We start from the raw sequence: 26,365 nt of genomic DNA, 5'->3' as shown, positions 1-26,365 counted from the left end.
TCTTTCGGTTCTGGAGCTGTGTTCTACAGGGAACGGGGGCGGGACGGGAAGGGACGCGCTAGAAGGGAAGGCCGGGGATGCCGCTGCCGGCGCCACCCAGGCCCTGGGCCAGCGGGCCCAGCTTCTGCTGCTGGAGGGCCTGCGCGTTCTCGTTGGCCGCCTGGACCGCCGCGACGACCAGGTCGGCGAGGGTCTCGGTGTCCTCCGGGTCCACGGCCTTCGGGTCGATGACCAGGGCCCGCAGTTCGCCGGAACCCGTGACGGTGGCCTTCACGAGGCCGCCGCCGGACTGGCCCTCGACCTCGGTACGGGCCAGCTCCTCCTGGGCCGTCGCGAGGTCGCGCTGCATCTTCTGGGCCTGCTGGAGGAGCTGCTGCATGTTGGGCTGGCCGCCACCGGGAATCACGGGTACTCACTCCATCTGCGCATCGGCCTGGCTCAGGCCGTCGGGAACGCTCGGTCAGTCCGAGCCTACGTGCTCCCCGGGCGCGGCGCCCTACGCCGGGAGGACCAACTCTTTCGGGTGAGAGACGGGGCGTGCGCGTACCTGATGGCGCCCTCCTTGCGGGCGGAAAACCGGGGATTCGTTGTCCATCGCGTGTCATTCGAAGGTAGGAAGAGCATGCGCACCATTGCGCACACGCGCACCACGACACGTCAGTGCAGGCAGAGGGAGTGCCCGGGTGAGTCAGCCGGAGATGCAGCCCGAGGGGCCACCCCGGGATCCCGCAGAGGACGGCGACCTGACCGGCCGGCCGTTCCCCCTCGGCGACTGGGGCGAACCCGCCGAGCGGCTCGACGAGCTCTACCGGCGGGTGGAGGCCGACGCGCTGCGCACCGCCGAGTGGTACCTGTCGGACCGGGCCTGGAAGCGGCGGGGCGCGCGGACGCTGCGGGCGGGCGCGGCCGTGGGCGCCGTCACGGGCGCGGCGATGCCGCTGCTGGAGCTGACCGGCTCGGCCCCCGGGGCGGCCCCCTACGGCTACCTCTCGCTGCTGCTGGCCGCCGCCTGCCTGGCCTGCGACCGGTTCTTCGGGCTGACCTCGGGGTGGATGCGCGACGTGGCGACCGCGCAGGCGGTGCAGCGCAGGCTCCAGACGCTCCAGTTCGACTGGGCCTCGGAGAACGTGCGCGAGGTGCTGGGGCCGACGGAGGGCACGGCGAGCGAGGCCGCCGAGCGCTGTCTGACGGTGCTGCGGCGGTTCTCCGAGGACGTCACGGAGCTGGTGCGCTCCGAGACGGCCGACTGGATGGTGGAATTCCGGGCGGGGCCGACGCCGCTGGCCATGCAGTCCCTGGGCGCCGCCCCGGCCCGCCCGGAGCCGGGGGTCCCCCCGGCCCGTTTCCCCCTCCCGCCGGGCACCCGCCCGAACATGCCGCGCCAGCGACCCCCGGAGCAGCCCCGCTGAACGGGGCGGGCCCCCTCAGCTGAAGATGATCATCGAGCCTTGGCCCAGGCTCCGGGTGGCCGCCGCGTGCAGGCCCAGCCAGACGTGCCGCTCCCGCGCGAACGGGCTCGCGTCGTACGGCATCGGCCCCGCGGGCTCCTCCAGCGCCGTCGGGCCGCCCGGCGGGGCCGGCGCGGCGGGGGGATTCATCGGGTCTATCCCGATCGCGGGGGCGACGAAGGCCAGCTCCCGCAGCAGCCCCTGCGCCGACCCCAGCGGGCCGCCCCCGGCCAGCAGCTCCTCGTTGGCCAGGGGCGCGGGGAAGTCCACCGGGACGTAGGCCCCCGCGTGGTCGTAGTGCCACACCAGGTGCGACTGCTGCGCGGTGGCCTCGAACATCTCCAGCAGCTGCTCGTAGTCCCCGCCCAGCTCGTCCACCGGCGTCACCGGCAGCCCGCAGATCTGGAGCAGGTACGCCCGCCGCAGGAAGTGCAGGGCGTCGTAGTCGAAACCGGCCACCGGAGCCACGTCCCCGCTCAGGCCCGGCATGTAGGCGAACACGGGCACCGACGGCAGACCCGCCTCGCCCAGCGCCTTGTCGTACGCGGCGATCTCCTCCGCGAAGGGGTTGTCGGGGCTGTGGCACAGCACGTCGACAAGGGGGACCAGCCACAGGTCACAGGCCACGCGGGCTCCGATCAGTCGTTGCCGCCGATCCGGTCAGCGTAATGCGCCGGACACGCTCCGCGAAGGGGTGCGCAGAACCCGGCGTGACGGGCCGGCGGCCGGCCCGCGCCTCAGAGGGTCGCGGCCCAGTCCAGCCCGTGCTGGTTGTAGGCGCGCACGATCCGGCGGACCTCGTCGGCGTCGGCCAGCGTCACCGCGTCGACCAGCTCGCCGTGCCCGTCCCACAGGGCGGTCCCCAGCTCCGCCCCCTGGAGGTGCGGCACGGAGAAGACCCAGCACTGCACGCGGATCCGGTGCAGGAACTCGGTGATGTACGTGTTGCCGACCAGCCCGCTGAGCTCCCGCCAGAACCGCAGGTCGTAGCCGATCAGCACTTCGAGCGAACCGCTGCGCGCGGCCCGCCGCGCCTCCTCCGCGCGGCGGCGCACGGACACCAGCCGCTCGGCGGAGCCGGGAGCGGTCCCGCATTCCACGAGCCGGCGGAAGATCCCGTCGAGTATGAGCATCCGGGCCTCGATCATGCCCCGGTAGTCGTCCACGCTGTAGACGCGGACCCGGAAGCCCCGGTGCTGCACCGATTCCAGCAGGCCCTGCGCGGAGAGGTCGACCAACGCCTCGCGGACCGGGGTCGCGGAGACCTCGTACTGCTCGGCGATCTGCTTGACCGTGAACTCGGTGCCCGGGGGCAGCCGGCCCGCGAGCACCTCGTCGCGCAGCGCGTCCGCGATCTGCTGTCGCAGGGTGCTGCGGGTGACACCGCCGCTGCCTGGCATAGGGGTCCGTCTCCTCGGTAGAACTTCGGACACCTTAGGCCAGGCAGCGCGGCCGAAACCGATCGGTTCCCCGCCGTTATGCGGATATACCGACCGGCATGCGGACGATCAGGACCCCGTGGTGTGGCGGTCGGCGACGCCGAGGGCCTCGTCCAGGAGGGCCAGGCCCTCCTTGGCCTCGGCGTCCGTGACGTTGCACGGGGGGACGACGTGCGTCCGGTTCATGTTGACGAACGGCCACAGTCCGGACGCCTTGCAGGCCGCCGCGAACTCGGCCATGGGCGCGTTGTCGGCGCCGGCGGCGTTGTACGGGACGAGCGGCTCGCGCGTCTCCTTGTCCCGGACGAGCTCCACCGCCCAGAAGGTGCCGAGCCCGCGGACCTCGCCGACGGACGGGTGGCGCTCGGCGATCTCGGCGAGCCCGGGGCCGATGATCTCGGCGCCGACGCGGGCGGCGTTCTCGACGATGCCCTCCTGCGCCATCGTGTTGATCGTGGCGACGGCGGCGGCGCAGGCCAGGGGGTGACCGGAGTAGGTCAGTCCGCCCGGGTAGGGGCGGGTGGCGAAGGTCTCGGCGATCGCGCCGGAGATGGCAACGCCGCCCAGCGGCACGTATCCGCTGTTCACGCCCTTGGCGAAGGTGATCAGGTCCGGGGTGACGTCCCAGTGCTCGGCGGCGAACCACTTGCCGGTGCGGCCGAAGCCGGACATGACCTCGTCCAGGATGAACACGATCCCGTAGCGGTCGCAGAGCTCGCGCACGCCGGCCAGGTAGCCGGGCGGCGGGGTCATGATGCCGGCGGTGCCGGGCACCGACTCCAGGATGATCGCGGCGACGGACTGCGGGCCCTCGAACGCGAGGGTGTCGGCGAGGTGGGCGAGGGCGCGCTCGCACTCCTCGGCCTCGGTGGTCGCGTGGAACGGCGAGCGGTAGAGGAAGGGGCCCCAGAAGTGCACGACACCGGCGGAGGCGGTGTCGGAGGGCCAGCGGCGCGGGTCGCCGGTGAGGTTGATCGCGGCGGCGGTGGCGCCGTGGTACGAGCGGTAGGTGGACAGCACCTTCTGCCGGCCGGTGTGCAGCCGGGCCATGCGGACGGCGTTCTCCACGGCCTCGGCGCCGCCGTTGGTGAAGAAGATCTTGTCGAGGTCGCCGGGGGTGCGCTCGGCGATCAGCCGGGCCGCCTCGGAGCGGACGTCCACGGCGAAGCCGGGCGCCAGCGTGCAGAGCTTCGCGGCCTGCTCCTGGACGGCCGCCACCACCTTGGGGTGCTGGTGGCCGATGTTGGTGTTGACCAGCTGCGAGGCGAAGTCGAGGTAGCGGTTCCCGTCGTAGTCCCAGAAGTAGGAGCCCTCGGCCCCGGCGACGGCCAGCGGGTCGATCAGGGCCTGGGCGGACCACGAGTGGAAGACGTGAGCGCGGTCGGCGGCCTTGACGGTCGCGCCGGTGACATGAGGGGTCATGGCGTCACGCTAGAAGTGCGCAGGTGGGGAGGGATATCGGCGGACTGTATGGGGGTGGGGGGCCGCCCTCGGCAGTCTGTCTGCCCGGGGAGGCATTGACAGCATGCTGTCAACGGTGGAGCGTGGTGGGGTAGCTCCACACTCCGCCCGCCCGTGCCCCCGGAGGCGTCCCGTGAGCAGCACCCCGAACACCCGGAGCGGTGCGACCACCGCGGCTCACCCGCCCGTGCACCTCGCGGTGTACGACACCTACGCGGACTGGGAGACCGGCCACACCACCGCCCACCTCACGCAGCGCGGCCACCGCATCCGTACCGTCGGCCCGGCGGCCGGGGTGCCGGTCACCACCATGGGCGGCCTGAGCGTCCTGCCCGACCTGTCCCTGGCCGGCCTGCGCCCCGAGGACTCCTCCCTGCTGATCCTGACGGGCGCGCGACTGTGGGACACCGGCGACGAGCTGGCCCCCTTCGCGGCCAAGGCCCGCGAGTTCCTGGCGGCCGGGGTGCCCGTCGCGGCGATCTGCGGGGCCACCGCCGGGCTCGCCCGGGAGGGCCTGCTGGACGACCTCCCGCACACCAGCGGGGCCGCCGCCTACCTCGCCGCGCAGCCGGGGTACGGGGGCGCCGCCCGGTACGTGGAGGCCGACGCGGTCACCGCGGGCGACCTGATCACGGCGGGGCCGACGGAACCGGTGGCCTTCGCCCGGGAGGTGTTCGCCCGGCTGGGGGTGTACGAGCCGGGGGTGCTGGACGCCTGGTACCGGTTGTTCCACGACTCCGACGCCAGTGCCTTCCCGGTCCTGATGGCGGCGGCGGAGGCCGGCGGTGCCTGAGCCGCTGCCGCGGGTTCCGGTGGCGGGGGACCTGCCGGGGCGGGAGGGGTCAGCGGTGCGGGAGGGGCTGTCGGTGCGGGGGCGGCAGGAGTTGCTCAGCCGGACCGCGCTCGGCGTCTTCCGGCTGAACGGCCAGTTCCTCGCCGTCTCCGAGGAACTGGCCCGGCCGGCCGGGCTGACGGCTGCGTGGTGGCAGGTGCTGGGCGCGGTGCTGACGCGGCCGCTGCCCGTCGCGGAGATCGCCCGCACGATGGGGATCACCCGGCAGAGCGTGCAGCGCGTGGCGGACCGGCTGGCCGCCCAGGGGCTCGCCGAGTACCTGCCGAACCCCGCGCACCGCCGGGCGAAACTGCTCCGGCCGACGGAGGAGGGCCGCGCGGCGATCGCCCGCATCGGCCCGGGCCACGCGGAGCTGGCGGCCCGGCTGACGGACCTCCTGGGCGAGGCGGCCTTCGCGGAGACGGCGGCGGCACTGGAACGGCTGTCGGAGGCACTGACCGCGCTGGCGTCGGAAACCGGCGTCTGAGCGGGGCGGGACCCGGGGTCTGAACGGGCCGGGACCCCGGGTCTGAGCGCGCCGGGACCCCGGGTCTGAACGGGCCGGGACCCCGGGTCTGAGCGGGCCGGGACCCGGCCCCCCTCCCCCGCGCCCTCGGCCGGGGCTACGCTCGCCCAGACCGGCACCCCAGGGGGAAGGGACTCGCCCCGGCGATGGAACAGCTGCACCCGTCCGACCCGCACCACATCGGCCCGTACCGCATCCTGTCGCGGCTCGGCGCCGGAGGCATGGGCCAGGTCTACCTCGCCCGCTCCGACCGCGGCCGCACCGTGGCGGTCAAGCTCGTCCACCCCGGCCTCGCCGCCCGCGAGGAGTTCCGCGCCCGCTTCCGCCAGGAGGTCGCCGCCGCCCGGCGCGTCGGCGGCACGTGGACCGCGCCGGTCCTGGACGCCGACACCGAGGCGCCGGTCCCATGGTTCGCCACCGGTTACGTCGCCGGGCCGAGCCTGCGGCAGGCCGTCGCCCACGACTTCGGCCCCCTGCCCGCCCGCACGGTACGGATCCTGGCCGCCGGGCTCGCGCACGCCCTCCAGGAGATCCACCGCGCCGGGCTCATCCACCGCGACCTGAAGCCGTCCAACGTCCTGCTCACGCTCGACGGACCCCGCGTCATCGACTTCGGCATCGCCCGCCCGCTGGAGGACCCCGCCGGCGGAATGACCCGCACCGGGGAACTCGTCGGCTCGCCCGGGTTCATGGCGCCGGAACAGGTGCGCGGCGAAACGGTCACCCCGGCCTGCGACGTGTTCTGCCTCGGCGCCGTCCTGGCGTACGCGGCCACCGGACGGCTGCCCTTCGGCGACGCGGAACGGCCCGGCGGGACCGCGGGGCTGCTGCTGCGCATCGTCGAAGCGGAACCCGAACTGGAGGGTGTGCCGGCCGAACTGCGGGAGCTCGTCGCACGGTGCCTGCACAAGGATCCCGCCGCGCGCCCCGCCCCGGCGGACGTCCTGGCACGGATCGGCGCGGGCGACACGGTGGCGGACGGGCGTGGCGGGGAACCGTGGCTCCCGGGGGCGCTGGTGGCGCAGCTCGGGCGGCACGCCGTCCAGCTCCTCGACCGCGAGGACACCGGCCCGAACCGCGCTCCCGCGCCGGACGGCGTCCAGGGGCCGGACGGCGTGCCCGTTCCCGGGCCGTACGGCACCGCCGGTCCGTACGGCGGCCCCGGTCCGTACGGCGGCCCCGGTCCGTACGGCGGTCCTGGCCCGGGGGCGGCGCCTGCCGCGGTGCCCGCCACGCTGGCGGCTCCCGCGCGCTCCTTCTACGGGCCGCCGCCCGGGCCTCAGCAGCCGCCGCCCGGCTACCCGCCGCCCCCGTCCGCCGCACCGGCGCCCCGTTCGCGCACCGCGTCGACGGCCTTCCTGGTCGCCACCGCCCTGGTGGTGGCGACGGCGGCGGGTGGCACCGTGTACGCCCTCATGAACGGGGACCGGGCGCCGCGGTCCCCCGACGGGACCCGGCCCCCGGCCTCGTCCCCCGCTTCCGGCTCCTCGTCCGGGTCCGGGTCCGCGTCCGGGTCCGCGTCCGGAAGCGGAACCCCGGCGGGGCCGCCTGGAACGCTGCCCTCCGGCTATGCCGGCAGCTGGCGCACCACCTCCGGCGCCGCCGCCTGGCACCTGGTCCTCACCCCGGGCGCGGTGGGCGACTCCGTCATGACCCTGAGCGTCGACGCCCCCGGCTACTCCTGTTCCTGGCGGGCCACCCTGCGCAGCGCCCCCGACCCGGTCGAGCTCAGCTCGTCCACGGTGGTGTCGGGCGCCCCGCCCACCTGCACCCCGGGCGGCTGGAGCCGGCTGCGGCTGCTGCCCGACGGGAGCCTGCGCCGCGAGCTGGACGGGTCGGCCAGCGCCCCTCTCACGTATGAGCGGGACTAGGTCGACGGGGGCGGCGCGCGTCATGCGGTGAGCCGGTCCAGCTCCTCCGTGATGGCGGTGCGCAGCGCGTCGTGGCGGGGTGCGAGGGCGTGGCGGTCGCCGCGCCAGTACTCCTCGTCGCGGTAGAGCCAGACCGGCATGCGCACCAGGTCGGCGGGCTCCCAGTCGTAGCGGGGCCAGATGTGGGGGTGCAGGTAGGGGTCGGTGTTGCCCAGGATCTCTATGTTGACGCGACGGAAGGCCGGGTCGAGGCGGGCGCAGGCGCGCTCGACGGCCTCGGCGAACCGTTCCAGGTCGGTGAGGTAGGCGGCGCGGCGGTCCGGCGGGAGGTCGGAGAGCCGGGTCACGGCGGGGTCGTCGGTCAGCAGGACGGAGTAGCCGGGCAGGAACTGCCGGTCGCCGATCGCCGCGAACCCGGCTTCGAGGCGGCGCAGGACCGTGGGGTTGCGCCCCCGGTGCGCGCTGCCGATGCGGTCGTGTCGCCAGTCGCTTTGGATGTCGGTCATTCCCGGACCCTAGCCGCGGCGTTGGCTCTCAGGTACGGCGCGTCATACCTGAGAGCTACGTCGAAGGCGGCTCCGCAGTGTGATGCCGATCAGGGGTCCGGATTCCTAACTTCATTACCGGAGCGGGCGAGTGCCCGATCGGAGCGAAGCACGGGGGGCACCGCCATGGACAGCCGGCTGAACAGCGTGAACGGCGACGAGAGCGGCGACGGCGGCAACGGTAACGGCGACAGCGGCCGCGACGGCCGGTTCGGTGGCCGCCGGGGCCGGCTGCGGCGCACGCTGTTGGCGGGGCTGGTCGCCGCGGCCGTGGTGGTCCCGGTGTCCGCCGCCGCTTCCCCCCAGGTACCGGCGCCGGCGCCGGCCGTGTTCGCCGAGTCCGCCACCGCGCAGGAGCGATATGCCGCCAACCTCGCCAATCTCGCCGCATCGGCCCGGACGGCCGAGCGGGCGGGGCGGGGCGAGCGGGCGGCGAAGCTGCGGGAGATGGCCTCGGCGGGGGCGGGGGACGCCAGGTTCCTCACCTTCGACGGGCGGGGCAGGGGCCGGGCCATAGAGGTGTTCGGCGATCTCGGCACCGCCGACCGGATAGCGGTGCTGGTGCCCGGCTCCGACACCACCCTGGACACCTACCGGCGCTTCCGCGACGGCGCGCTCAGCCTCCAGCGGCGGCTGACGGAGGAACACCCGCGCTCCGCGGTGGTCGCCTGGCTCGGCTACGACACCCCGGGCACGGTCAGCACCACCGTGCTGACCGCCGACCGCGCCGACGAGGCCGCCGCCGAACTGGGCCCGTTCCTGACCCGGTTGACGGGTCTCGCTCCGGCCGGCGCCCGCCTGTCGCTGCTGTGCCACTCATACGGCTCGGTGGTCTGCGCCCGCACGGAGACCGGCCCCGGGGTGAGCGACCTCGCCCTGTTCGGCAGCCCGGGCACGGGCGCCGCTTCCGCCGCCGGCCTGCCGACCCGGGCCCGGGTGTGGGCCGGGCGGGGCAGCGGGGACTGGATCGCGAACGTCCCGCATGTCCGGCTCGGCGGAGTCGGGTTCGGCACCGATCCCGTGGACCCCGCCTTCGGCGCCCGGGTCTTCGCCGCGGGCACCGCCGGACACAGCGACTACCTCAAGCCCGGCACCGCGTCCCTCGACAGCCTGGCCCGCATCGTCCTCGGCTCGGAGGTGGTCCCCCATGTCTGAGGTACGCGACCGGTGGGGCGCCCTCGCGGAGCGGGTGGACCGTGCGACCCCGGCCGGGCGGGACCGGGCCGTGGACGCCCTGCGGGCCTTCGCGATCCTCGGGGTGGTGCTCGGGCACTGGCTGGTCACCGCCCTGACCACGAGTGACGGCGCCCTGCAGGGTACGAGCCCGCTGGTGCGCATGCCCTGGCTGGCCCCGGTGTCCTGGGTGTTCCAGACCCTGGCCGTGTTCTTCCTGGTCGGCGGCCATGTCGCGGCGCGCGGGTACGGGTCGGCGCGGGCGCGCGGGGTCGCGTACGGGGCCTGGGTGCGGCAGCGGCTGGGGCGGCTGTTCCGTCCCGTGGCCGCGGTGGTCGCCCTGTGGGTGGTCGTCGCGGGCGGGCTGCTGCTGGGCGGGGCCGGAGGGGAGACCGTGCGGACGCTACTCACGCTGGTGTGGTCGCCCCTGTGGTTCCTGCTGGTGTTCGCCGCACTGACCGCCGCGACTCCGCTGGTGGCCCGGCTCAGCCCGGTGTGGCCACTGGCCGTGGTGGCGGGGGTCGACGTGTGGCGGTTCTGGCTCGGCGGGCCGCAGTGGGCCGGCTGGGTCAACGTGGCCGCGGGCTGGCTCGTCCCCTACACCCTGGGGGCCGCCTGGGCCCGGGGGGCGTTCGCCCGGAGGCGCCCGGCCCTGCTCCTGCTGGGCGGTGGGGCGGCCGCCACCGCCGTGCTGGTCGTCTGGGGCGGGTACCCGGCGTCGATGGTGGGGGTGCCCGGGGCGGCCATATCGAACCTGAACCCGCCGACGCTGGCCGCCGTCGCCTTCGGTCTGGCCCAGTGCGGGCTGGCCCTCCTGGTGCGCGAGCCGCTGGCGCGGGCCGTGCGCCGGCCCCGGACCTGGGCGAAGGTGGCGCTGCTGAACCTGTCGGCGATGACCGTGTTCCTGTGGCACCAGACCTCGATGATGGCCGTCACCGCGCTCGGGCTGCTGGTCTCCACCGATCTGCCCGGGCTGCACACGGTGCCCTCCTCGGCGGGCTGGATCGCCGCCCGGCTGCTGTGGCTGCCGGTGTTCGCCGGGGTCCTGGCCGTCTGCTGGGCCGCGTTCCGGGTCCACGAACGGCCCCGGGGGCGGGCGGCCGCCCCTGCCCGCGGTGAGCGGCGTCCGGCTGCGGCCCCGGGGGGCTCCCGTGCCTAGGGTGGGCGGCGTGAACGAACAGAGCGTGCCCCCGCCACCGGTGACCTCCCCCGAGCGGGAGGACGGCTCCGTGCGCGGTGTGGCCCGGCAGTTGTTCACCCTCCGGCGGGATCCGCTGCCGCCCATGAAGCGGCCCCGGTGGCTGGCCCGGCTGCCGCACGGGCTCGTCCTGTACGCGGCGGTCCTCTTCGGGTTCCTGACGTCCGTACAGCTCCAGGACCACTACGGCGTGCACGATCCGCGCATCGTCGCCCTGTCCCTGCTGACGGGGTTCTCGATCGTGGCGGCGCTGTTCCGGCCGGTCGCCGCCTGGTGGCTCGGGCTGGTGACGGCCGGGTTCATCGCCTCCACGATCCACGGCACCGTCGGTCAGGGCCAGAGCTGGCCCTGGACGCCGATCGGGCCCTTCGCCTTCGCCCCGCTGGTCCTGCTCGTGGCCCTGCGTGTCCCGCCGAAGGTCACGGCCGCGGTGATCGGCGTCTCCGTCGCCGCCACCGGCGTGGCCGAGGCGGTGTTCCGGCCCGAGCACGGCCGCAGCAGCGCGATCGGCGCGCTCCTGGTCTTCGGCTTCGCCGGGCTGCTCGGGTACGCCCTGCGGGCCACCCGGCTCGCCCGCAGCCAGCTCGTCGCGCAGGAGAGCCTGACCGAGGAGGAGCGGGCCCGGCGGACCCTGCTGGAGGAGCGCAGCCGCATCGCCCGCGAACTGCACGACGTGGTCGCCCACCACATGTCGGTGATCTCCATCCAGGCGCAGGTGGCCCCGCACCTGGTGGAGAACCCCTCCGAGGAGCTCAAGGAGAACCTGGCCGGCATCCGCGAGAACGCCCTGGAGGCCCTGACGGAGCTGCGCCGGGTGCTGGGCGTGCTGCGGTCCGAGCAGGCCGGGGACGCGGCCGGCCCGCACCATCCGCAGCCCACCCTGGCCGAACTGGACGGGCTCGTGGACAACGTGCGCGGCGCCGGGCTGGAGGTCACCCGGGAGGTGGCGGGGATCCGGCGGCCGCTGACCCCGGGGGTGGAGCTGACCGCGTACCGGATCGTGCAGGAGGCGCTCAGCAACTGCCTGCGGCACGCCCCCGGTTCCCGGGTGGAGGTGGGCCTCGCCTACGGGCCGCGCGACCTGCACCTGTGCGTGGCGAACTCGGCCCCGACCCGGCCCGTCCCGCCCTCGCCGGGCACCGGGCACGGGCTGCTCGGGATGCGGGAGCGGGCGGGCATGCTGGGGGGCGAACTGGCCGCCGGGCCACGCCCCGACGGCGGGTACGAGGTCACCGCCGTCCTCCCCCTGGACCCGCCCGGCCGGTCCGCCCACGAAACGAAGAAGGACGCATGAGCACTCCGATCAGGGTGATGATCGCCGACGACCAGATGATGGTCCGGCAGGGCTTCACCGTCCTGCTGAACGCCCAGCCCGACATCGAGGTGGTCGGGCAGGCCGTCGACGGGTCGGAGGCGGTGGCGAAGGCGGCCGAACTCGGGCCGGACGTGGTCCTGATGGACATCCGCATGCCAGGGATGGGCGGCATCGAGGCCACCTCGGTCATCACCGCCGTCCCGGACTGCGCGGTGAAGGTGCTGGTGCTGACCACCTTCGACCTGGACGAGTACGTGTACGAGGCGCTGCGCGCCGGCGCCTCCGGGTTCCTGCTGAAGGACGCCTCGGCCGATCAGCTGGCCGAGGCGGTACGGGTGGTGGCGGCCGGGGAGGCCCTGCTGTCGCCGAACATCACCAAGCGGCTGATCACCGAGTTCTCCCGGCTGGGCGCCCCGCGCGCGCCGTCGAAGGCGCGGCTGCGGGACCTGACGGAGCGGGAGACGGAGGTGCTGTCCCTGATCGCCCAGGGGCTGTCCAACGCGGAGATCGCCGGGCATCTGGTGCTGGCCGAGCAGACGGTGAAGACGCATGTGAGCCGGATCCTGGTGAAGCTGGGCCTGCGGGACCGTACGCAGGCGGCGGTGTACGCCTACGAGACGCGGCTGGTGACACCGGCTTAGGGTGCGGGGATGGGCTTTGATCCGTGGGACGCCGCTTTCGTCGCCGATCCGTACCCCGCCTACCAGGAGTTGCGGGAGCGGGGGCGGGCCGAGTGGTCGCAGGCGACCGGGCAGTGGCTGGTGTCGCACCACGCCGATGTGAGCGCGCTGCTGCGGGACCGCAGGCTGGGGCGGACATACCTGCACCGGTTCAGCCACGAGGAGTTCGGGCGGCAGGCCCCGCCGCCGGAGCACGAGCCCTTCCACGTGCTCAACGGCAACGGGATGCTGGATCTGGAGGATCCCGCGCACGGGCGGGTGCGCCGACTGGTGTCGAAGGCGTTCACCCCGCGCACCGTGGAGCGGCTCGCGCCCGCCGTGGACCGGCTGGCGCGGGAGCTGGTGGCCGGGCTGCTGGCCGAGGGCGGCGGGGACCTGCTGACGGCCGTCGCCGAGCCGCTGCCGGTGGCGGTGATCGCGGAGCTGCTGGGGATCCCGGAGGCGGACCGGGGGCTGCTGCGGCCCTGGTCGGCGGCGATCTGCGGGATGTTCGAGCTCCGGCCGGACGAAGGGACGGCGCGGCGGGCGGTGACGGCCAGTGTGGAGTTCAGCGCCTATCTGCGGGAGCTGATCGCCGAGCGGCGGCGGCGGCCCGGCACGGATTTGATCTCCGCGCTGATCGCCGCCCACGATGAGGGGGGCCGGCTCAGCGAGCAGGAGATGATCTCCACCTGCGTCCTCCTGCTGAACGCCGGGCACGAGGCGACGGTCAACACCACGGTCAACGGCTGGTGGGCCCTCTTCCGCCATCCCGCACAGCTCGCCGGGCTGCGCGCGCTCCCCGGATCGGCCGATCCCGAAAAGTTGTCCACAGCTGTGGACGAACTCATGCGCTACGACACCCCCCTCCAGATGTTCGAGCGCTGGGTGCTCGACGACATCGAGGTGGGGGACACCCTGATCCCGCGCGGCGCCGAGGTCGCGCTGCTCTTCGGGTCCGCCAACCGGGACTCCGCGCGCTTCGCGGACCCGGACGCGCTCGACCTCGGACGGGCCGACAACCCGCACCTGACCTTCGGCGCCGGCATCCACTACTGCCTGGGCGCCCCGCTGGCCCGCCTGGAGCTGGTCTCCTCCTTCGGCGCGCTGCTGGACGAGAAGGTCCCGCCGATGCGGCTCGTCCGGGAGCCGCAGTGGCAGGAGGGCTACGTCATCCGCGGGCTGCGGGAGCTGCTCGTCGAGTTCTAGGCCGTGGCCGCCCCGCCCCGCTCAGGGGCGGGGCAGGGTCAGGGACCAGGCCGAGGGGTGGCGGGTCCAGGTGCGGCGGCGGGTCGGGGCGCCGGGCCGGTCGTGGTCGGCCCGGTAGTGGAACGCCGCGGCGGGCCCCGTCACGGACACCGTCACCGAGTCCCCGTGCCCCGTCAGCGGCGCACCGCCCCTAACCCGGACCACCACCCGGGCCGGGCCGCCGTCCTCCCGGGGCCGTACGGCGACGTCCTCCACCGGGCGGTCCTCGTCCACCAGCACCACCCCGTCCACCTCCACCCGCAGCCGCTGCACCGGCCGCGCCGCCGCCCCCGGCGCCACCGCCGGAGCCGGCAGCAGGGTCCGCAGCAGCGACCGGTACCCCCCGGCCCGCCGCGCGGCCGGCGGCGACGGAGCGGTGATCCACAGCCCGCCCAGCACCACCCCGCCGCAGTCGTCCACCAGCAGGTCCCGCGGCCGCGTCACCCCGTCCAGCGCGGCCCGCGCCGCGAACACCGCCGACAGCGGCACCCCCAGCGATCGCGCCAGCGCGAGCGACCCCACCGGCCCCACGGGGACGAGGGAGACGGCGGCGTCCCCGGGTCCCGGCTCGCCGTGCAGCAGCCCCACGGCCCGCACCAGCGCCCGGTCGTCGCCGACCACCACCGGCCGCCGATGACCACGGCGGGCGAGCGCCCGCGCAAATTCCTCCTGCGAATCCGGGAGGCAGATTTTCGCCGCAGCTCCCGCTGACAACACATCCTTCGCGATTCGCACGGACTCGCCGTCAAGACGGCGGGCGACCGGGTCGACGAGCACGAGCAGACCGCCTACCGGCGCGCCCGCATGGCTCATGGTGGGCTCTGGAGCCGACACCTCGGTCCTTCCTCGGGTAGCATCTTTGTGCAAGAGGCCCTTGCGCTATTGCGCCAGGGCCTTCGTCTATTCCGGGGCACCGGTCCGACGGCTCAGCCTGCGGTGTACATCGTCGTACGCCCCCTGACCTTGGACATGCCCCATCCGGAAGAGGTGTACGCCTGTGCCCGCTCTTGTGCTGCTCGGAGCTCAGTGGGGTGACGAGGGCAAGGGAAAGGCCACCGACCTGCTCGGTGGTTCCGTTGACTATGTGGTGCGCTACCAGGGTGGCAACAACGCCGGCCACACGGTGGTCGTCGGCGACCAGAAGTACGCGCTGCACCTCCTCCCCTCCGGCATCCTCTCCCCCGGATGCACGCCGGTCATCGGCAACGGTGTCGTCGTCGACCCGGCCGTCCTGCTCTCCGAGCTGCGCGGCCTGAACGAGCGCGGCATCGACACCTCCAAGCTGCTCATCAGCGGCAACGCGCACCTCATCACGCCGTACAACGTCACCCTCGACAAGGTCGGCGAGCGCTTCCTCGGCAAGCGCAAGATCGGTACGACCGGCCGCGGCATCGGCCCGACCTACGCGGACAAGATCAACCGCGTCGGCATCCGCGTCCAGGACCTGTACGACGAGTCGATCCTCACCCAGAAGGTCGAGGCTGCGCTGGAGAACAAGAACCAGCTGCTCGCCAAGCTCTACAACCGCCGCGCGATCGAGGTCGGCGCGATCGTGGAGGAGATGCTCCAGTACGCGGAGCAGATCAAGCCCTACGTCGCCGACACCACCCTGATCCTCAACAACGCGCTGGACGAGGACAAGGTCGTGCTCTTCGAGGGCGGCCAGGGCACCCTGCTCGACGTCGACCACGGCACGTACCCCTTCGTCACCTCCTCGAACCCGACCGCCGGCGGCGCCTGCACCGGCACCGGCGTGGGCCCGACGAAGATCAGCCGCGTCATCGGCATCCTCAAGGCCTACACCACCCGTGTCGGCGCCGGCCCGTTCCCGACCGAGCTGTTCGACGAGGACGGCGAGGCGCTGCGCCGCATCGGCGGCGAGCGCGGCGTGACCACCGGCCGCGACCGCCGCTGCGGCTGGTTCGACGCCCCGATCGCCCGCTACGCCACCCGCGTGAACGGCCTGACGGACTTCTTCCTCACCAAGCTCGACGTGCTGACCGGCTGGGAGGAGATCCCGGTCTGCGTCGCGTACGAGATCGACGGCAAGCGCGTCGAGGAGCTGCCCTACTCGCAGACCGACTTCCACCACGCGAAGCCGATCTACGAAACCCTGCCGGGCTGGTCCGAGGACATCACCAAGGCCAAGACCTTCGCGGACCTGCCGAAGAACGCGCAGAACTACGTGAAGGCGCTGGAGGAGATGTCGGGCGCCCCGATCTCCGCCATCGGCGTCGGCCCCGGCCGCACCGAGACGATCGAGATCAACTCGTTCCTGTAAGCCGTACGGCAGTACGACGGAGGGGCGGGGCACGCATCGTGCCCCGCCCCTCCGTCGTGTACCACGGCCCCTCCCCGCTCAGAAGACCTCGGCGACGAGCCGCTTCTGGGCCTCCCCGAACAGCTCCCCCACCCGCATCATGTCGAGCCGGGCGTCCCCGCAGGTCACGGACGCGGTGAAGGTGGTGGTGCCGTCGGGCGAGCTGAACATCAGCGCGCCCCAGCCCCACATGCCGCCGTTGTGGGTGTAGACGGTGCGGCCGTCCTCCGTCTCCTGCACGAACAGCCCGAGGCCGTAGCCCAGCTTGGGGTGCGGGGTGCGCATCTCCTCCAGCAGCCCGGCGGGCAGGATCCGGCCGCCCATCAGGGCGGAGAAGAAGACGTGCAGGTCGCGGGTGGTCGAGATCATGTCACCGGCGGCGGAGATCCAGGAGGGGTTCGAGCGGGTGACGTCGAGGGTCTTCCACTCCTCCCCGTCCTGGTAGGCGTACGTGGCACGGGCGTGCGGCTCGGGGATCTCCGGCGAGCCTTCCGGCAGCACCGTGCCGGTCAGGCCCAGCGGGGTGAGGATCCGGCGCCGCATCTCCTCGGCGAAGGGGCGGCCGGTGGCCTTCTCTACCAGCAGGCGGAGCAGGACGTAGTTGGTGTTGGAGTAGCTCCAGTCGGTCCCCGGCTCGAACCGCGCGGGCCTGGACAGGGCCAGCCGGACCAGCTCCTCGGGCCGGTAGGTGCGCAGGATGTTGTCCACCCATTCCTGGCCCTCCCAGGCGATGCCGGGGGCGGTCGTCCCGTCGTCGTAGTACTCGCCGGTGAAGTTGAACAGCCCGCTGGTGTGCTGGAGCAGCATCCGGAGGGTGATCCGCGGGTCCAGCCCGTACTCGGGGAGGTGGTCGGCGACCGCGCCGTCGAGCTCCAGCCGGCCGTCGGCCACCAGGAGGAGGACGAGGGTCGCGGTGAAGACCTTGGTGTTGCTCCCGATCCGGAAGTGCCCGTCGGTGGGCGGCGCGGCGCTCCCGCCCGGCTCGGCCGGCCCGGCACTGCCGACCCACTCGCCGTGCGGGTCGTTCACCCTCAGCTGCACCCCGGCCCAGCCGGAGTCGACGATGTCCTGGAGGGCCTGCTGGAGCTCGGGGCGGAGGTGGCGGTCGTCGGTCATGGTGGTTCGCTCCTTGAGTGCGGATGCGGGGCGGGGGCGGTACGAGTGCGGGGCCGGTCAGTTGCTGCGGGCGGTGATGTCGCCGTAGGCGGTGGTGGCGCGGATGGTGAGGGCGGCGGCGGAGCCGTCGGTGTTGTTGAGGGCGTTGTGGATGCGGCCGTAGCCGGTGCCGGCGTCGAGGGTGGCGGAGACTCCGCGGGCGGCTCCGACGGTGATGGCTCCGTGCTGGGTGGTGAGGGTGACGGCCCCCTTGGCGGCCTCGGCGACGGTGATGTCGCCCTTCTGCGTGCTGATCTCGGCGGGCCCGTTCAGCCGGCCGAGCACGATGTCGCCGGCCTGGACGGTCAGCCGCGCGGAGGTGGCCTCGTCGACCTCGACCTCGGCCTGCGCGCCCTCGAGGACGACCTCCCCGAGCGGTCCGGCGGTGTGGAAGCCGGCGGCGGCGACGGTCGCGGTGACGTGGGAGCCGGCGGGCAGCTGCACGGTCACGTCCACGCGGCCGGAGTTGCCCATGATCCGGCTGCTCGCGGGAGCGGCGGCGATCCGCAGGACCCCGTCGCGGAACTCGACGGTGGTCTCCTCGGCAGCCTTCACGTCCCGTCCCTTGGAGGCATCGGCCGGACGGACCTCGACGGTGGCGTCGGAGCGGTCGGCGGCGACGAGCCGGATGTGCCCGGCGGGGATGTCGAGGACGGTCGAGACGGCGGTGGCGGTGGCGAAGGTCTGCATCGTGGGCTCCTGTGCTCGTCGTTGTTTCTGACAAGAGAAACGCTAAGTTGCGTTCGCGGGTGCGGCAACAGTCGTGTTGCACAGAATCCCTATTCCAGCAGATCAATGCAGTGAAATCGTTGCATCGGTTCCAGATCTAATGCAACGAAACCCAGCCATTCATTGCAATGAACTGCAACTAAACGCTATGCTGGCCGCCTCACCGCGCACCACCGAGGAGGACGCAATGCCGGGAGGCAGACTCACCCAGTCCGAACGCCAGCAGATCGCGCTGGGACTGGCCGACGGGCTCGCCTACGCCGAGATCGCCCGACGGCTCGACCGTCCGACCTCCACCGTCACCCGGGAGGTCATGCGCAACGGCGGCCCCGCCTCCTACCGCGCCGACCTGGCCCACCGCGCCACCGAACACCGCGCCCACCGCCGCAAGCAGGCCGCGCCCCGGGGCCCCGAAGCCCCGCCGCTGGCCCACGGACGCGACCCCGAGGCGGTGGCCGCGTACGAGGAGACGTTCACGACGGTCCTGATCGCGACGGGGACGCCCAAGATGATGGCCCGGGTGATGACCTGCCTGTACACGAGCGACTCGGGCAGCCTCACCGCGGCGGAACTCGTCCAGCGGCTCCAGGTCAGCCCGGCGTCCATCTCCAAGGCGATCGCCTTCCTGGAGACGCAGGGCCTCGTCCGCCGGGAACGCGACGAGCGGCGGCGGGAACGGTACGTCTGCGACAACGACGTCTGGTACCAGTCGATGATCGCCAGCGCCAAGGGCACCGCCCAGCTCGCGGAGACCGCCCGTGAGGGCGTGGGCGTCCTCGGCCCCCAGACCCCGGCGGGCGTCCGCCTGGAGAACATCGCCCGGTTCGTCGACTTCGTCTCCGAGAGCATCGCCCGGGCGGCGGAACAGGCCCGCGAGATCCTCCACACGAAGCCGGAGGCCGGCTCGGAGCCGGAGGATCCGGACGAGACGGCCTGAGGCTCCCCTCCCGGGGCTGTCACACCGGGCTCCGCCCAGACGTCAGTGAGGTGAGGCCGACGCACACGGCGCCGGCCACCACCCGAGGAGACGGCAGCCATGACGGACACCCCGACCACCGCGACCCCCTCGATCTCCCGCATGCCGAACCCGGGCGAGTTCGTGCCGGAACTGGCCGACATCAGCGGCGCCCTCTTCCGCGCCACGGGCAACCGCTCGGTGCCCCGCAGCACCATCAGCCTGGTGCACCTGCGTGCGGGGCAGATCGTCAACAACACCTACCTGACCATCCTGAACACGGGCTTCCTGCGGAAGGCGGGGGTATCCGAGGAGCAGATCACCGCCGTCGCCTCATGGCAGGACGCCCTCTGCTTCAGCCCGGCGGAACGCGCCGCCCTCGCCCTGGTCGAGGCCACCCTCCAGCCGGCGGCACCGGGCGGGGAGCGGGTCTCGGACGAGCTGTACGCGGAGGCGGCGAAGCACTACGACGAGAAGGCGCTGGCCACCCTGACCATCGCGATCGGCCAGATCAACTTCTTCATCGCCCTCGCCGTCATCGGCAAGCCGCACCCGGTCGAAACGCTGGCCGCCCGGCAGTGGGCCTGAGGGGCGGGGTAGGGGAGGGCGGAGTCCCGGCGGGGCGGTCTCAGAGTGGGGTTGGGGCTTTCCCGTCAGTCTCCGACAGATCGCTACGCGCTCCCCCCGTCTCAGCGTCTACCAGCCGCCTGGGCTCGCTGCCATCATCAGCGGCCGACGGGATCGTCATCCGGAGCCGGTGGGCGCGACAGATGGCTACGCGCTTCTCGAATTTCGGCGGGTGACAGCCGTCTTGGGTTGATACCCGCACGACAGGGCGAGCGAATCGGCGTCCGAAGGCCGGAGTTGGCCTTTTCGGGTGGTTTGCGGCCTGTCGGGTCGGGTTTCCGCTTGGCGTGTCCACGCCGCTGGCTTTGCTGTGTCCCGAAGATCTCGCATCGAAGGGAATCAACGACGTGAAGCGCATCGCACGCAGGATCGCAGTCTTCGGCTCGGCAGCAATGACCCTGTTGGCCACTGCCGTTCTCCCGTCCCCCCACGCGCTGGCCCAGGATCGCCTCTCCCCCGCGGAGATCGGCATCCGGTTCAACCCTGACGGCGATCCCGGTCAATGCGGTGGCAGAACCGGAGACCAGTGGGCGGCGGAGACCCACTGGACCGATCTGATCCGCTTCGACACGGACGGACGCCGGGGCGGTTGCCAGCTCGCCTTCGGCATCTTCGATCCGGAGGGCTTCATGCAGAACGCGGGCATGACGTACGAGTGGAGGGCCACGCCGTTCTCGGACCCCAACCAGTGCGGCAACCAGGGCGAACACCGCGTGCCGGTCCGGTCGGACGTCCGGACCTTCGGCCCTGGCATCCGCATCGACACCGACGACCGCATGGGCGGCTGCGAGCTCACCTTCGCCCTGCAGGAGAGTGGAGTCACCGTCGTCCAGCTCGACTTCCAGTACTACGCCGACGGAAACGCCGGCCAGTGCCGGAACGCCTTGCCTCCGGGCTCGACCCGTACCGTGATGGCCGATCGGGGCCCGGAGACCATCGGCATCGACACCGACAGCCGCCCGGGGGGCTGCACCCTTCGCCTCCGGCTGCGGATCGGCCCCGAGGCCTGACGGGCCGCCGAGCTGCTCGGCGTCCGTTGCGGGTAAGAGGACGATCAACCCGGGACGGGCGGCAGACGCCGAGACGAGAGAAGCGCGTAGCGATCCGGTGCGCCTGAGGTCGCCCGATGGTCTCTGCGACGACGTCTGGCGACAGCAGCGAGCCCAGACGGCTGGCAGGCGCTGAGACAGGAGGAGCGCGTAGCGATCTGGGGCGGGGTGGCCGCGCCCCCGGGCCGGGGGAATGGGCCTGGGGCTCGGATGCCCGATCTGCCGGCCCACGGCCGGGCCGTCTGGTCTGCTGATTCCGCCGTATGTCCGACTCTGGACCGGACCGTTCCTCTGGGGGCTTCCCGACAGTCCTTGTCGTTTCGGTCCGGGACGGCCTGTCCAGGGTGGAGCGCAGCGACATCGCGAAGCGACGCGATGAAGGAGCGCCCTTGACAGGGCGGCCCGGACCGGAAGGACAGTGGGACTGGCGGGAAGCCCCCAGCACTTCTCTGAGGCCGCCCGAGGGGGTCAGGCCAGGTCGTCCCGGCCGAGCCATGCAGGGCGCTCCGGGATGTCGACCTCCCGTGGCGGGGCCGGGGGTTGTGGGGGCTTCGGGGGTTTGGGCGAGCGGGGGCTCGGGGGCTGCCACCGCTCCACGGGCTTCGGTTCCCGCGTGGGGGGCCGTGGGGGTGGCGGAGGGGCGCTGTCCTCGAGCAGCTCGGCGAGCTTGAACCGGTAGTGCCACGCGCGTGCGAAGCGGCCCTCGACGAGCAGCATGAAACCGTCGCCGTCGCCGTAGAGCCGTCGCCGTGTCACCTTGGTGAAGAGCGCGGGGTCGAACCCGTCCGCCCGTGCGCGGAGGGCGGCCAGGGCGTCTTGCCTGGTCCCGTCCACGTGCCCCAGGACCGTGAGCGACCAGGTCGAACCGTGCCGCCCGTGGATGTTCTGCTCCATGAGGAGCGCCCAGGTCGGCACTACCCCTGCCCGGCCGCCCAGTCGGCGAAGTCGGCCCAGGCCGTGGGTGCCAGGGTGAGGGTGGGGCCGAGGTTCTTGGAGTCCCGGACGTGCACGGCGTGCGGGCACCCCGCCACCTCCACGCAGTTGCCGCCGCCGTCGTCGCTGTAGCTCGACCTGCGCCAGTCGTAGGCCACTTCGACGCAGTTGCCGCCACCGCCGTCGCTGTAGCTCGACTTGAACCACCGCAGGGTGCTGGTGTTCATTTCCGTTCTCCCGCCAACTGCTTGATGAGCCCCAGGGATTCGTCAGGGCTGAGCGCCTGTGCGCGGATCTTCGCATACCGCTGGATCAGCCGAGAGACCTTGGCCCGGTTGCTGATCAGGATGCTCTCGTCCTCGATCTCCATGTAGACGACGTGCTCGTGGTCCTTCGTCTCCACCAGTTTCATCGGCCCACGGTCCCCGGCATAAGTCCCCTTGAGGCCCCGGTCGAGGGGCAGCACCTGGACCGTCACGTTGTGGCGCTGGGCGTCGTCCGCCAGCGCGTGCAGCTGCTCGCGCAGGACGTCCCAGCTGCCGAAGGGACGGCGCAGCACCGATTCCTCCACGATCAGCTCGATCATCGCGGTCGGAACACGGTCGAACAGCGCCCTGCGGGCGAGCCGCGCGTCCACCAGTTCCTGCACCTTGGCCGGGGAGACCTGCGGATAGCTGCCGGAGATCAGCGCCCGCGCGTACGCCTCGGTCTGGAACAGGCCGTCCACGACCGTCGTCTCGTACGACGAGATCATGTGCGCCGACGCCTCCATCTGCGAGAACCCCCGGAACCGCACCGGGTACTTCTCCATCAGCACGTACTTGCGCCCCGCCTCGAAGATGCCCCGATTGTCGCCGATGGCGCCCTCCAGGCGCTCCAGCATCTTGTCGCTGACCGGCTGGGCGCCCGTCTCCATGGCGCTGATCGCCGAGCCCGTGTAGTTCGTCAGCCGGCCCACGGCCTCCTGGGTCAGGCCCTTCTCCAGCCGCAGGATGCGGGCGATGTCGGCCATCAGCTGGGTGGCCGGGCGCTCCTCCTCCTGGTCCTGCTCCCCGTCCTTGCTGCCTTCCGCCTTCGGCATGCCGAACACCCCCGAACTCAAATGAACTCAAACGGTCTCAAGCGCAGCGCAGTGCGATCCCATGACTCACGGGCCTTCAAGTCCGGGCTCTGGAAAACGGTAGACCTGAGCCATCACGCTTGTTCCATGAACACTGAAAGTGACACCCCGGCTACTCTCGAAGCGCCCGCCCCCACCTGGCTCCCGCCCGCCGGTATCGCGTTCCGCAAGGCCGGGGTGCAGTTTGACGCGCTACGTGTGGACGGTGACATGGGACGGGATCTCGCCGATCTCCTCGTCACGCTCACGGGCGGTGACCCCGGCCCCATCGTCGTGCAGGCCAACGGACGCCGGCCCGTCTACTTCCTGATCCCGGTCGGCAGCGCCCAGTACCGCATGTGGCCGCCCGGGTTCCGCCGCCTCACGGCCGGGCCGCGCCGGACCACGTACATCCCCGTCCCGGCCCTCGACGGGGCCTGGCCGCTGGCCTGGCGGTGTCCGCCCAAGGCCGAGGACCGGTTCGTGCACGCGCTGCTCCTGCACCGCGCGGCCGGGCTCTACCAGGCCAGCTGCGAGATCTCCTCCGCCACCACCGCGCAGGCGTCCGCCGCCGGGTCGATCAGCGGGAAGTGACCGACCCCCTCGACCAGGGTCAGCCCCACGATCTCGCCCGCCTTCGCCGCCGCGGCCGCGTACGACTCCGCCACCGCCGGCGGGACCACGATGTCCTCCCTGCCCTGGACCACCGTCGTCGCGATGCCCGTCGGCAGCAGCGAGGCGGGGTCAGCCGACGGGCGGCGGGCGTCCCAGTGGGCCGGGCCGCCCAGCAGCTGGGCGCATGCCCCGCCGCACACGCCGAGCTGCTCCGCGACCTCGAAGTCCGCGATGGGGGCCAGCGCCACCACGCCGCGCAGTTCCGGCGGGGAAGGCAGCCGCCAGGGGGAGCCGGACGGCAGGACGTGCCGGGCGGCGGCCCACAGCGCGAGGTGCCCGCCCGCCGAGTGGCCGGTGACGACCGTCCTGCGGGGGTCGGCCGCCGGGAGGGCGGACGCGAGCAGCCCCGGCAGGGCGTCCATGGCGGCGGCGACGTCGTCGAAGGTCTCCGGCCAGCGGCCCGCGACCGGACCCTCGGAACCCTGGTGCGGCAGGGAACTGCCGCGCCGGTACTCGACGTTGGCGACGGCGAAACCGCGCCGGGCGAGGAAGTCGGCGAACGGGGTGATGTGCTGACGGTCGTACGGGGCGCGCCAGGCGCCCCCGTGCAGCACCACGACGAGCGGGGCCGTACCCGCACCCGCACCCGCACCCACGGAGTCCCCGCGCGGGGCGTAGAAGTCGACGACCTGGTCGGGGTGGTCCCCGTACGCGGCGCTCGCGTCCGGTGCGACCGGGGGGTGGGCGAAGGCCGCGGCGGCCTCGGCGGCGTCCCGTTCGACTGCGGGGTCCGTCATCGGCTCGACCTCTCGGTAACGCGTACGCGTGTGACAGCAACGCGTGTGACAGCGGGGACAGATGTTCCGGTGTTTCCGGCAGAGCGGGACCGTATCAGGCTGCCACGTGCCCCTGGCCTCCGGGACGAGTCCACACAGAGGCGGGCGGAGCCACAGCCCCGCCCGCCTCGTGGTGTGACGTTTCGCTACCGCGTCACCCGAAAATGTGACCCAGTGTGCGCGCCGCGCGCTCGGCGTCGGCGAAACCGACGTAGAGCGGGGTGAAGCCGAAGCGCAGGACGTCGGGGGCGCGGAAGTCGCCCACCACGCCCCGGGAGACGAGCTCCGCCATCACCTCGCGGGCGCCCTCCGTACGCAGGGAGACCTGGCTGCCGCGCTCGGCGTGGTCCTCCGGGGTGACCACCTCGACCGCGCCCCGCGGGACGTACGCGGCCACGCAGTCGAGGAAGAAGTCGGTCAGCGCGAGGGACTTGGCGCGGACGGCCTCGACGTCCACGTCCTCCCAGGCGTCCAGGGCCGACTCCAGGGCCAGCATGGACAGGATGTCCGGGGTCCCGACACGGGCCCGGGCCGCGCCCTGGGCGGGCGTGTAGTCCGGGCTCATCGCGAAGGGCTCGGCGTGGCTGTTCCAGCCGGGGAGCGGGGAGTCGAAGGCACCCTGGTGGCGCTGGGCCACGTACAGGTACGCCGGGGAACCGGGGCCCCCGTTGAGGTACTTGTACGTGCAGCCGACGGCGAGGTCGACGGCGTGCGCGTCGAGGCCGACGGGGAGGGCGCCTGCGCTGTGGCAGAGGTCCCAGACGATCAGCGCGCCCGCGGCGTGGGCGGCCGCCGTGAGGCCGGGCAGGTCATGGAGCCGGCCGGTGCGGTAGTCGACGTGGTTGAGGAGGACCACCGCCGTGTCGGAACCGAACGCGTCCGCCGCTTCGGAGGGCTCGACCGGGACGAGGTCCAGGCCGGTCATCCGGGCGGCGGAGGCGGCGATGTAGCCGTCGGTGGGGAAGGTGGTGGCGTCGACCAGCATCCTGGTGCGGCCGGGCGCGGCCAGGCGGGCGGCGCCGACCAGGGCCTTGAAGAGGTTGACGCTGGTGGAGTCGCCGACCGTGACCTGGCCGGGGGCGGCGCCGACGAGCGGGGCGATGCGGTCGCCGATCCGCTCGGGGGCGGTCCACCAGCCGCTCTCGTCCCAGGAGCGGATGAGCAGCTCGCCCCACTGGCGGCCGACCACGTCGGCCACCGCGCCGGGGACGCCCGCCGGGAGGGCGCCGAGGGAGTTGCCGTCGAGGTAGACCAGCCCGTCGGGGAGGGTGAAGCGCCCGCGGTGCTTGCCGAGCGGGTCCTCGGCGTCGAGCCGGGCGGCGCGGGCCTGGAGGTCCTGGGGGTCCTGGAGGTCCTGGAGGTCCTGGAGGTCCTGGGGGATCGCGTCAGACATGGCTGCGGGCCGTCCAGAGCTCGGGGAAGACGTTCTTGGAGGCGCGCTTCTCCAGCCAGGTCACCCCGGCGGAGCCGCCCGTGCCGGTCTTGGCGCCCATCGCGCGGCGGGTGGCGACCAGGTGGTCGTTGCGCCAGCGCCAGACCAGTTCGGCCACGTCGGTGAGGATCTCGCCGAGGCGGTGCAGGTCGGCGTGGGCGCCGGAGGGGTCGGCGTAGAGCCCGGTCCAGACGGCTTCGACCGCGGCGGAGGGCTCGTAGCGCTGGGTGAGGTCGCGGTCAAGGACCGACTGCGGGACGGGCAGGCCGCGGCGGGCGAGCAGGCGCAGGGTCTCGTCGTAGAGGCCGGGCTCGTGGAGGGCCTTCTCCAGCTCGGCGTGGACGCGCGGGGCGCCGCGGTGCGGGACCAGCATGGACGCGGACTTCTCACCGAGGAGGAACTCCATCCGGCGGTACATCGCGGACTGGAATCCGGAACCCTCGCCGAGTGCGCCGCGGTAGGCGTTGAACTGCGCGGGGGTGAGCTGGGCCAGCGGCCGCCAGGAGTGGTTGAGCGCCTCCAGCTCCCTGAGGGATCGTTTCAGCGCGTCCGTCGCCACCGGGATGTCGTCCTCGCGCAGGGCGCGGGCGGCGGTCTCCCACTCGTGGACGATGACGGTGAACCACAGCTCCATGACCTGGGTGGTGACCAGGAAGACCATCTCGCCGGGATCGTCCGAGCGCAGGTGCTGGAGGTGGGTGAGGACGTCCGCCTGGACGTAGTCCTCGTACGGGGTGGTGCCGGCGAAGTCGAGGTTCGGGGTGTCCGAACCGGCTCCGGAGGCATCAAGGGCGTGCGACATCTCTGTCTCCTCGACACGTGCTTCCGGGTAGCGGTCCGCTCCTTCCGATGGGTGAGTGGAGCCCCGGTCCCCTGCATCGCATCATAAACAGGAGATCC

The 26,365-nt window shown here is 73.0% G+C and carries 28 protein-coding genes; 14 read left to right on the top strand and 14 right to left on the bottom strand.

The window, feature by feature from the left end:
- Nucleotides 1–58 precede the first annotated feature (58 nt).
- Nucleotides 59–406: a YbaB/EbfC family nucleoid-associated protein gene (locus ACFY0O_RS05470; RefSeq protein ID WP_358897602.1), complete on the bottom strand. Its 348-nt coding sequence runs from the start codon at nucleotides 404–406 to the stop codon at nucleotides 59–61.
- Between the two features lie 277 nt (nucleotides 407–683).
- On the opposite strand from ACFY0O_RS05470, the gene ACFY0O_RS05465 reads away from it, so the two are divergent.
- Nucleotides 684–1,409 carry an SLATT domain-containing protein gene (locus ACFY0O_RS05465; RefSeq protein ID WP_388943090.1) on the top strand — a complete coding sequence of 242 codons (726 nt, stop codon included), beginning with the start codon at nucleotides 684–686 and terminating at the stop codon, nucleotides 1,407–1,409.
- Nucleotides 1,410–1,424: 15 nt separating this feature from the next.
- Here the strand turns inward: ACFY0O_RS05465 and ACFY0O_RS05460 are convergent, their stop codons facing one another.
- The 3 genes from ACFY0O_RS05460 to ACFY0O_RS05450 form a co-directional block, all read right to left on the bottom strand.
- Nucleotides 1,425–2,075: a hypothetical protein gene (locus ACFY0O_RS05460; protein ID WP_358897598.1), complete on the bottom strand. Its 651-nt coding sequence runs from the start codon at nucleotides 2,073–2,075 to the stop codon at nucleotides 1,425–1,427.
- A 110-nt stretch (nucleotides 2,076–2,185) separates the two neighbouring features.
- Nucleotides 2,186–2,848: a GntR family transcriptional regulator gene (locus ACFY0O_RS05455; protein WP_358897596.1), complete on the bottom strand. Its 663-nt coding sequence runs from the start codon at nucleotides 2,846–2,848 to the stop codon at nucleotides 2,186–2,188.
- 108 nt (nucleotides 2,849–2,956) lie between these two features.
- Nucleotides 2,957–4,309 carry an aspartate aminotransferase family protein gene (locus tag ACFY0O_RS05450; protein WP_388943087.1) on the bottom strand — a complete coding sequence of 451 codons (1,353 nt, stop codon included), beginning with the start codon at nucleotides 4,307–4,309 and terminating at the stop codon, nucleotides 2,957–2,959.
- A gap of 172 nt (nucleotides 4,310–4,481) precedes the next feature.
- Here ACFY0O_RS05450 and ACFY0O_RS05445 point away from each other — a divergent pair, with 172 nt between their 5' ends.
- The 3 genes from ACFY0O_RS05445 to ACFY0O_RS05435 all read left to right on the top strand — a co-directional run bounded on the left by ACFY0O_RS05445 (nucleotide 4,482) and on the right by ACFY0O_RS05435 (nucleotide 7,577).
- Entirely contained in the window at nucleotides 4,482–5,141 is a 660-nt protein-coding gene (locus ACFY0O_RS05445; protein WP_388943085.1) for a DJ-1/PfpI family protein, read from the top strand.
- Between the two features lie 55 nt (nucleotides 5,142–5,196).
- Nucleotides 5,197–5,667, top strand: coding sequence for a MarR family winged helix-turn-helix transcriptional regulator (locus ACFY0O_RS05440; protein WP_388943468.1), 471 nt, complete (start codon nucleotides 5,197–5,199; stop codon nucleotides 5,665–5,667).
- A 185-nt stretch (nucleotides 5,668–5,852) separates the two neighbouring features.
- Complete coding sequence (locus ACFY0O_RS05435) at nucleotides 5,853–7,577, top strand: serine/threonine-protein kinase (protein ID WP_388943083.1); 1,725 nt, start codon at nucleotides 5,853–5,855, stop codon at nucleotides 7,575–7,577.
- A gap of 20 nt (nucleotides 7,578–7,597) precedes the next feature.
- Here ACFY0O_RS05435 and ACFY0O_RS05430 read toward each other — a convergent pair whose 3' ends face one another.
- Nucleotides 7,598–8,074, bottom strand: a complete 477-nt coding sequence (locus ACFY0O_RS05430) for an HIT family protein (RefSeq protein WP_388943465.1) — start codon at nucleotides 8,072–8,074, stop codon at nucleotides 7,598–7,600.
- 174 nt (nucleotides 8,075–8,248) lie between these two features.
- Here ACFY0O_RS05430 and ACFY0O_RS05425 point away from each other — a divergent pair, with 174 nt between their 5' ends.
- The 5 genes from ACFY0O_RS05425 to ACFY0O_RS05405 are packed head-to-tail and all read left to right on the top strand — an operon-like array spanning nucleotide 8,249 to nucleotide 13,676.
- Nucleotides 8,249–9,277 (top strand): alpha/beta hydrolase, encoded by a 1,029-nt coding sequence (locus ACFY0O_RS05425; protein WP_388943080.1) that lies wholly within the window; start codon nucleotides 8,249–8,251, stop codon nucleotides 9,275–9,277.
- On the top strand, nucleotides 9,270–10,454 hold the full coding sequence (locus ACFY0O_RS05420; protein WP_388943077.1) for an acyltransferase: 1,185 nt from the start codon (nucleotides 9,270–9,272) through the stop codon (nucleotides 10,452–10,454). Before ACFY0O_RS05425 ends, ACFY0O_RS05420 begins: the two co-directional genes overlap by 8 nt.
- 10 nt (nucleotides 10,455–10,464) lie before the next feature.
- Entirely contained in the window at nucleotides 10,465–11,787 is a 1,323-nt protein-coding gene (locus ACFY0O_RS05415; RefSeq protein ID WP_388943074.1) for a histidine kinase, read from the top strand.
- Nucleotides 11,784–12,449 carry a response regulator gene (locus ACFY0O_RS05410; protein ID WP_388943072.1) on the top strand — a complete coding sequence of 222 codons (666 nt, stop codon included), beginning with the start codon at nucleotides 11,784–11,786 and terminating at the stop codon, nucleotides 12,447–12,449. The genes ACFY0O_RS05415 and ACFY0O_RS05410 overlap by 4 nt, the downstream gene beginning before the upstream one ends.
- Nucleotides 12,450–12,458: 9 nt before the next feature.
- Complete coding sequence (locus ACFY0O_RS05405) at nucleotides 12,459–13,676, top strand: cytochrome P450 (protein ID WP_388943069.1); 1,218 nt, start codon at nucleotides 12,459–12,461, stop codon at nucleotides 13,674–13,676.
- Between the two features lie 21 nt (nucleotides 13,677–13,697).
- Here ACFY0O_RS05405 and ACFY0O_RS05400 read toward each other — a convergent pair whose 3' ends face one another.
- Entirely contained in the window at nucleotides 13,698–14,339 is a 642-nt protein-coding gene (locus ACFY0O_RS05400) for a diacylglycerol kinase (protein ID WP_388943067.1), read from the bottom strand.
- 373 nt (nucleotides 14,340–14,712) lie between these two features.
- Between ACFY0O_RS05400 and ACFY0O_RS05395 the strand changes: the two genes are divergently transcribed.
- The gene (locus tag ACFY0O_RS05395) at nucleotides 14,713–15,996 is read left to right on the top strand and encodes an adenylosuccinate synthase (protein ID WP_358809560.1); all 1,284 of its coding nucleotides are present in this window, start codon (nucleotides 14,713–14,715) and stop codon (nucleotides 15,994–15,996) included.
- Nucleotides 15,997–16,074: 78 nt separating this feature from the next.
- Here ACFY0O_RS05395 and ACFY0O_RS05390 read toward each other — a convergent pair whose 3' ends face one another.
- A complete protein-coding gene (locus ACFY0O_RS05390) occupies nucleotides 16,075–17,151 on the bottom strand; it encodes a serine hydrolase domain-containing protein (protein ID WP_388943064.1) in 1,077 nt (358 codons plus the stop codon).
- A gap of 57 nt (nucleotides 17,152–17,208) precedes the next feature.
- Nucleotides 17,209–17,880, bottom strand: a complete 672-nt coding sequence (locus tag ACFY0O_RS05385; protein ID WP_388943062.1) for a DUF4097 family beta strand repeat-containing protein — start codon at nucleotides 17,878–17,880, stop codon at nucleotides 17,209–17,211.
- A 226-nt stretch (nucleotides 17,881–18,106) separates the two neighbouring features.
- Here ACFY0O_RS05385 and ACFY0O_RS05380 point away from each other — a divergent pair, with 226 nt between their 5' ends.
- From ACFY0O_RS05380 to ACFY0O_RS05370, 3 genes are all read left to right on the top strand, one after another.
- The gene (locus ACFY0O_RS05380; RefSeq protein WP_388943059.1) at nucleotides 18,107–18,856 is read left to right on the top strand and encodes a helix-turn-helix domain-containing protein; all 750 of its coding nucleotides are present in this window, start codon (nucleotides 18,107–18,109) and stop codon (nucleotides 18,854–18,856) included.
- Between the two features lie 99 nt (nucleotides 18,857–18,955).
- A complete protein-coding gene (locus tag ACFY0O_RS05375; RefSeq protein ID WP_388943056.1) occupies nucleotides 18,956–19,462 on the top strand; it encodes a carboxymuconolactone decarboxylase family protein in 507 nt (168 codons plus the stop codon).
- 326 nt (nucleotides 19,463–19,788) lie between these two features.
- Nucleotides 19,789–20,511 (top strand): hypothetical protein, encoded by a 723-nt coding sequence (locus ACFY0O_RS05370; protein WP_388943053.1) that lies wholly within the window; start codon nucleotides 19,789–19,791, stop codon nucleotides 20,509–20,511.
- A 507-nt stretch (nucleotides 20,512–21,018) separates the two neighbouring features.
- Here the strand turns inward: ACFY0O_RS05370 and ACFY0O_RS05365 are convergent.
- The 3 genes from ACFY0O_RS05365 to ACFY0O_RS05355 are packed head-to-tail and all read right to left on the bottom strand — an operon-like array spanning nucleotide 21,019 to nucleotide 22,564.
- On the bottom strand, nucleotides 21,019–21,444 hold the full coding sequence (locus ACFY0O_RS05365) for a hypothetical protein (RefSeq protein WP_388943050.1): 426 nt from the start codon (nucleotides 21,442–21,444) through the stop codon (nucleotides 21,019–21,021).
- 20 nt (nucleotides 21,445–21,464) lie between these two features.
- Nucleotides 21,465–21,710: a DUF397 domain-containing protein gene (locus tag ACFY0O_RS05360; protein ID WP_388943048.1), complete on the bottom strand. Its 246-nt coding sequence runs from the start codon at nucleotides 21,708–21,710 to the stop codon at nucleotides 21,465–21,467.
- On the bottom strand, nucleotides 21,707–22,564 hold the full coding sequence (locus ACFY0O_RS05355) for a helix-turn-helix transcriptional regulator (RefSeq protein ID WP_388943045.1): 858 nt from the start codon (nucleotides 22,562–22,564) through the stop codon (nucleotides 21,707–21,709). The genes ACFY0O_RS05360 and ACFY0O_RS05355 overlap by 4 nt, the downstream gene beginning before the upstream one ends.
- A gap of 126 nt (nucleotides 22,565–22,690) precedes the next feature.
- Between ACFY0O_RS05355 and ACFY0O_RS05350 the strand changes: the two genes are divergently transcribed.
- On the top strand, nucleotides 22,691–23,176 hold the full coding sequence (locus tag ACFY0O_RS05350) for a hypothetical protein (protein WP_388943042.1): 486 nt from the start codon (nucleotides 22,691–22,693) through the stop codon (nucleotides 23,174–23,176).
- On the opposite strand, the gene ACFY0O_RS05345 is transcribed toward ACFY0O_RS05350, so the two are convergent.
- The 3 genes from ACFY0O_RS05345 to ACFY0O_RS05335 form a co-directional block, all read right to left on the bottom strand.
- The gene (locus tag ACFY0O_RS05345; RefSeq protein ID WP_388943040.1) at nucleotides 23,101–23,994 is read right to left on the bottom strand and encodes an alpha/beta hydrolase family protein; all 894 of its coding nucleotides are present in this window, start codon (nucleotides 23,992–23,994) and stop codon (nucleotides 23,101–23,103) included. The genes ACFY0O_RS05350 and ACFY0O_RS05345 overlap by 76 nt on opposite strands.
- Before the next feature lie 193 nt (nucleotides 23,995–24,187).
- On the bottom strand, nucleotides 24,188–25,426 hold the full coding sequence (gene kynU, locus ACFY0O_RS05340; protein WP_388943038.1) for a kynureninase: 1,239 nt from the start codon (nucleotides 25,424–25,426) through the stop codon (nucleotides 24,188–24,190).
- A complete protein-coding gene (locus tag ACFY0O_RS05335) occupies nucleotides 25,419–26,267 on the bottom strand; it encodes a tryptophan 2,3-dioxygenase family protein (RefSeq protein ID WP_358897929.1) in 849 nt (282 codons plus the stop codon). The genes kynU and ACFY0O_RS05335 overlap by 8 nt, the downstream gene beginning before the upstream one ends.
- Nucleotides 26,268–26,365: the final 98 nt, after the last annotated feature.

Origin of the sequence: Streptomyces sp. NPDC001594, assembly GCF_042893675.1 — a bacterium.
Classification (GTDB): Bacteria; Actinomycetota; Actinomycetes; order Streptomycetales; family Streptomycetaceae; genus Streptomyces.
This window is presented reverse-complemented; position numbering and strand designations above follow the sequence as displayed.

Bases quoted from the DNA above. Each gene is read 5' to 3' on its own strand.
- ACFY0O_RS05450 (WP_388943087.1), bottom strand. From the start codon at position 4,309: ATGACCCCTCATGTCACCGGCGCGACCGTCAAGGCCGCCGACCGCGCT.
- ACFY0O_RS05365 (WP_388943050.1), bottom strand. From the start codon at position 21,444: ATGGAGCAGAACATCCACGGGCGGCACGGTTCGACCTGGTCGCTCACG.
- ACFY0O_RS05425 (WP_388943080.1), top strand. From the start codon at position 8,249: ATGGACAGCCGGCTGAACAGCGTGAACGGCGACGAGAGCGGCGACGGC.
- ACFY0O_RS05345 (WP_388943040.1), bottom strand. From the start codon at position 23,994: ATGACGGACCCCGCAGTCGAACGGGACGCCGCCGAGGCCGCCGCGGCC.
- ACFY0O_RS05355 (WP_388943045.1), bottom strand. From the start codon at position 22,564: ATGCCGAAGGCGGAAGGCAGCAAGGACGGGGAGCAGGACCAGGAGGAG.
- ACFY0O_RS05455 (WP_358897596.1), bottom strand. From the start codon at position 2,848: ATGCCAGGCAGCGGCGGTGTCACCCGCAGCACCCTGCGACAGCAGATC.
- ACFY0O_RS05410 (WP_388943072.1), top strand. From the start codon at position 11,784: ATGAGCACTCCGATCAGGGTGATGATCGCCGACGACCAGATGATGGTC.
- ACFY0O_RS05360 (WP_388943048.1), bottom strand. From the start codon at position 21,710: ATGAACACCAGCACCCTGCGGTGGTTCAAGTCGAGCTACAGCGACGGC.
- kynU (WP_388943038.1), bottom strand. From the start codon at position 25,426: ATGTCTGACGCGATCCCCCAGGACCTCCAGGACCTCCAGGACCTCCAG.
- ACFY0O_RS05420 (WP_388943077.1), top strand. From the start codon at position 9,270: ATGTCTGAGGTACGCGACCGGTGGGGCGCCCTCGCGGAGCGGGTGGAC.
- ACFY0O_RS05335 (WP_358897929.1), bottom strand. From the start codon at position 26,267: ATGTCGCACGCCCTTGATGCCTCCGGAGCCGGTTCGGACACCCCGAAC.
- ACFY0O_RS05350 (WP_388943042.1), top strand. From the start codon at position 22,691: ATGAACACTGAAAGTGACACCCCGGCTACTCTCGAAGCGCCCGCCCCC.
- ACFY0O_RS05380 (WP_388943059.1), top strand. From the start codon at position 18,107: ATGCCGGGAGGCAGACTCACCCAGTCCGAACGCCAGCAGATCGCGCTG.
- ACFY0O_RS05375 (WP_388943056.1), top strand. From the start codon at position 18,956: ATGACGGACACCCCGACCACCGCGACCCCCTCGATCTCCCGCATGCCG.
- ACFY0O_RS05385 (WP_388943062.1), bottom strand. From the start codon at position 17,880: ATGCAGACCTTCGCCACCGCCACCGCCGTCTCGACCGTCCTCGACATC.
- ACFY0O_RS05390 (WP_388943064.1), bottom strand. From the start codon at position 17,151: ATGACCGACGACCGCCACCTCCGCCCCGAGCTCCAGCAGGCCCTCCAG.
- ACFY0O_RS05405 (WP_388943069.1), top strand. From the start codon at position 12,459: ATGGGCTTTGATCCGTGGGACGCCGCTTTCGTCGCCGATCCGTACCCC.
- ACFY0O_RS05435 (WP_388943083.1), top strand. From the start codon at position 5,853: ATGGAACAGCTGCACCCGTCCGACCCGCACCACATCGGCCCGTACCGC.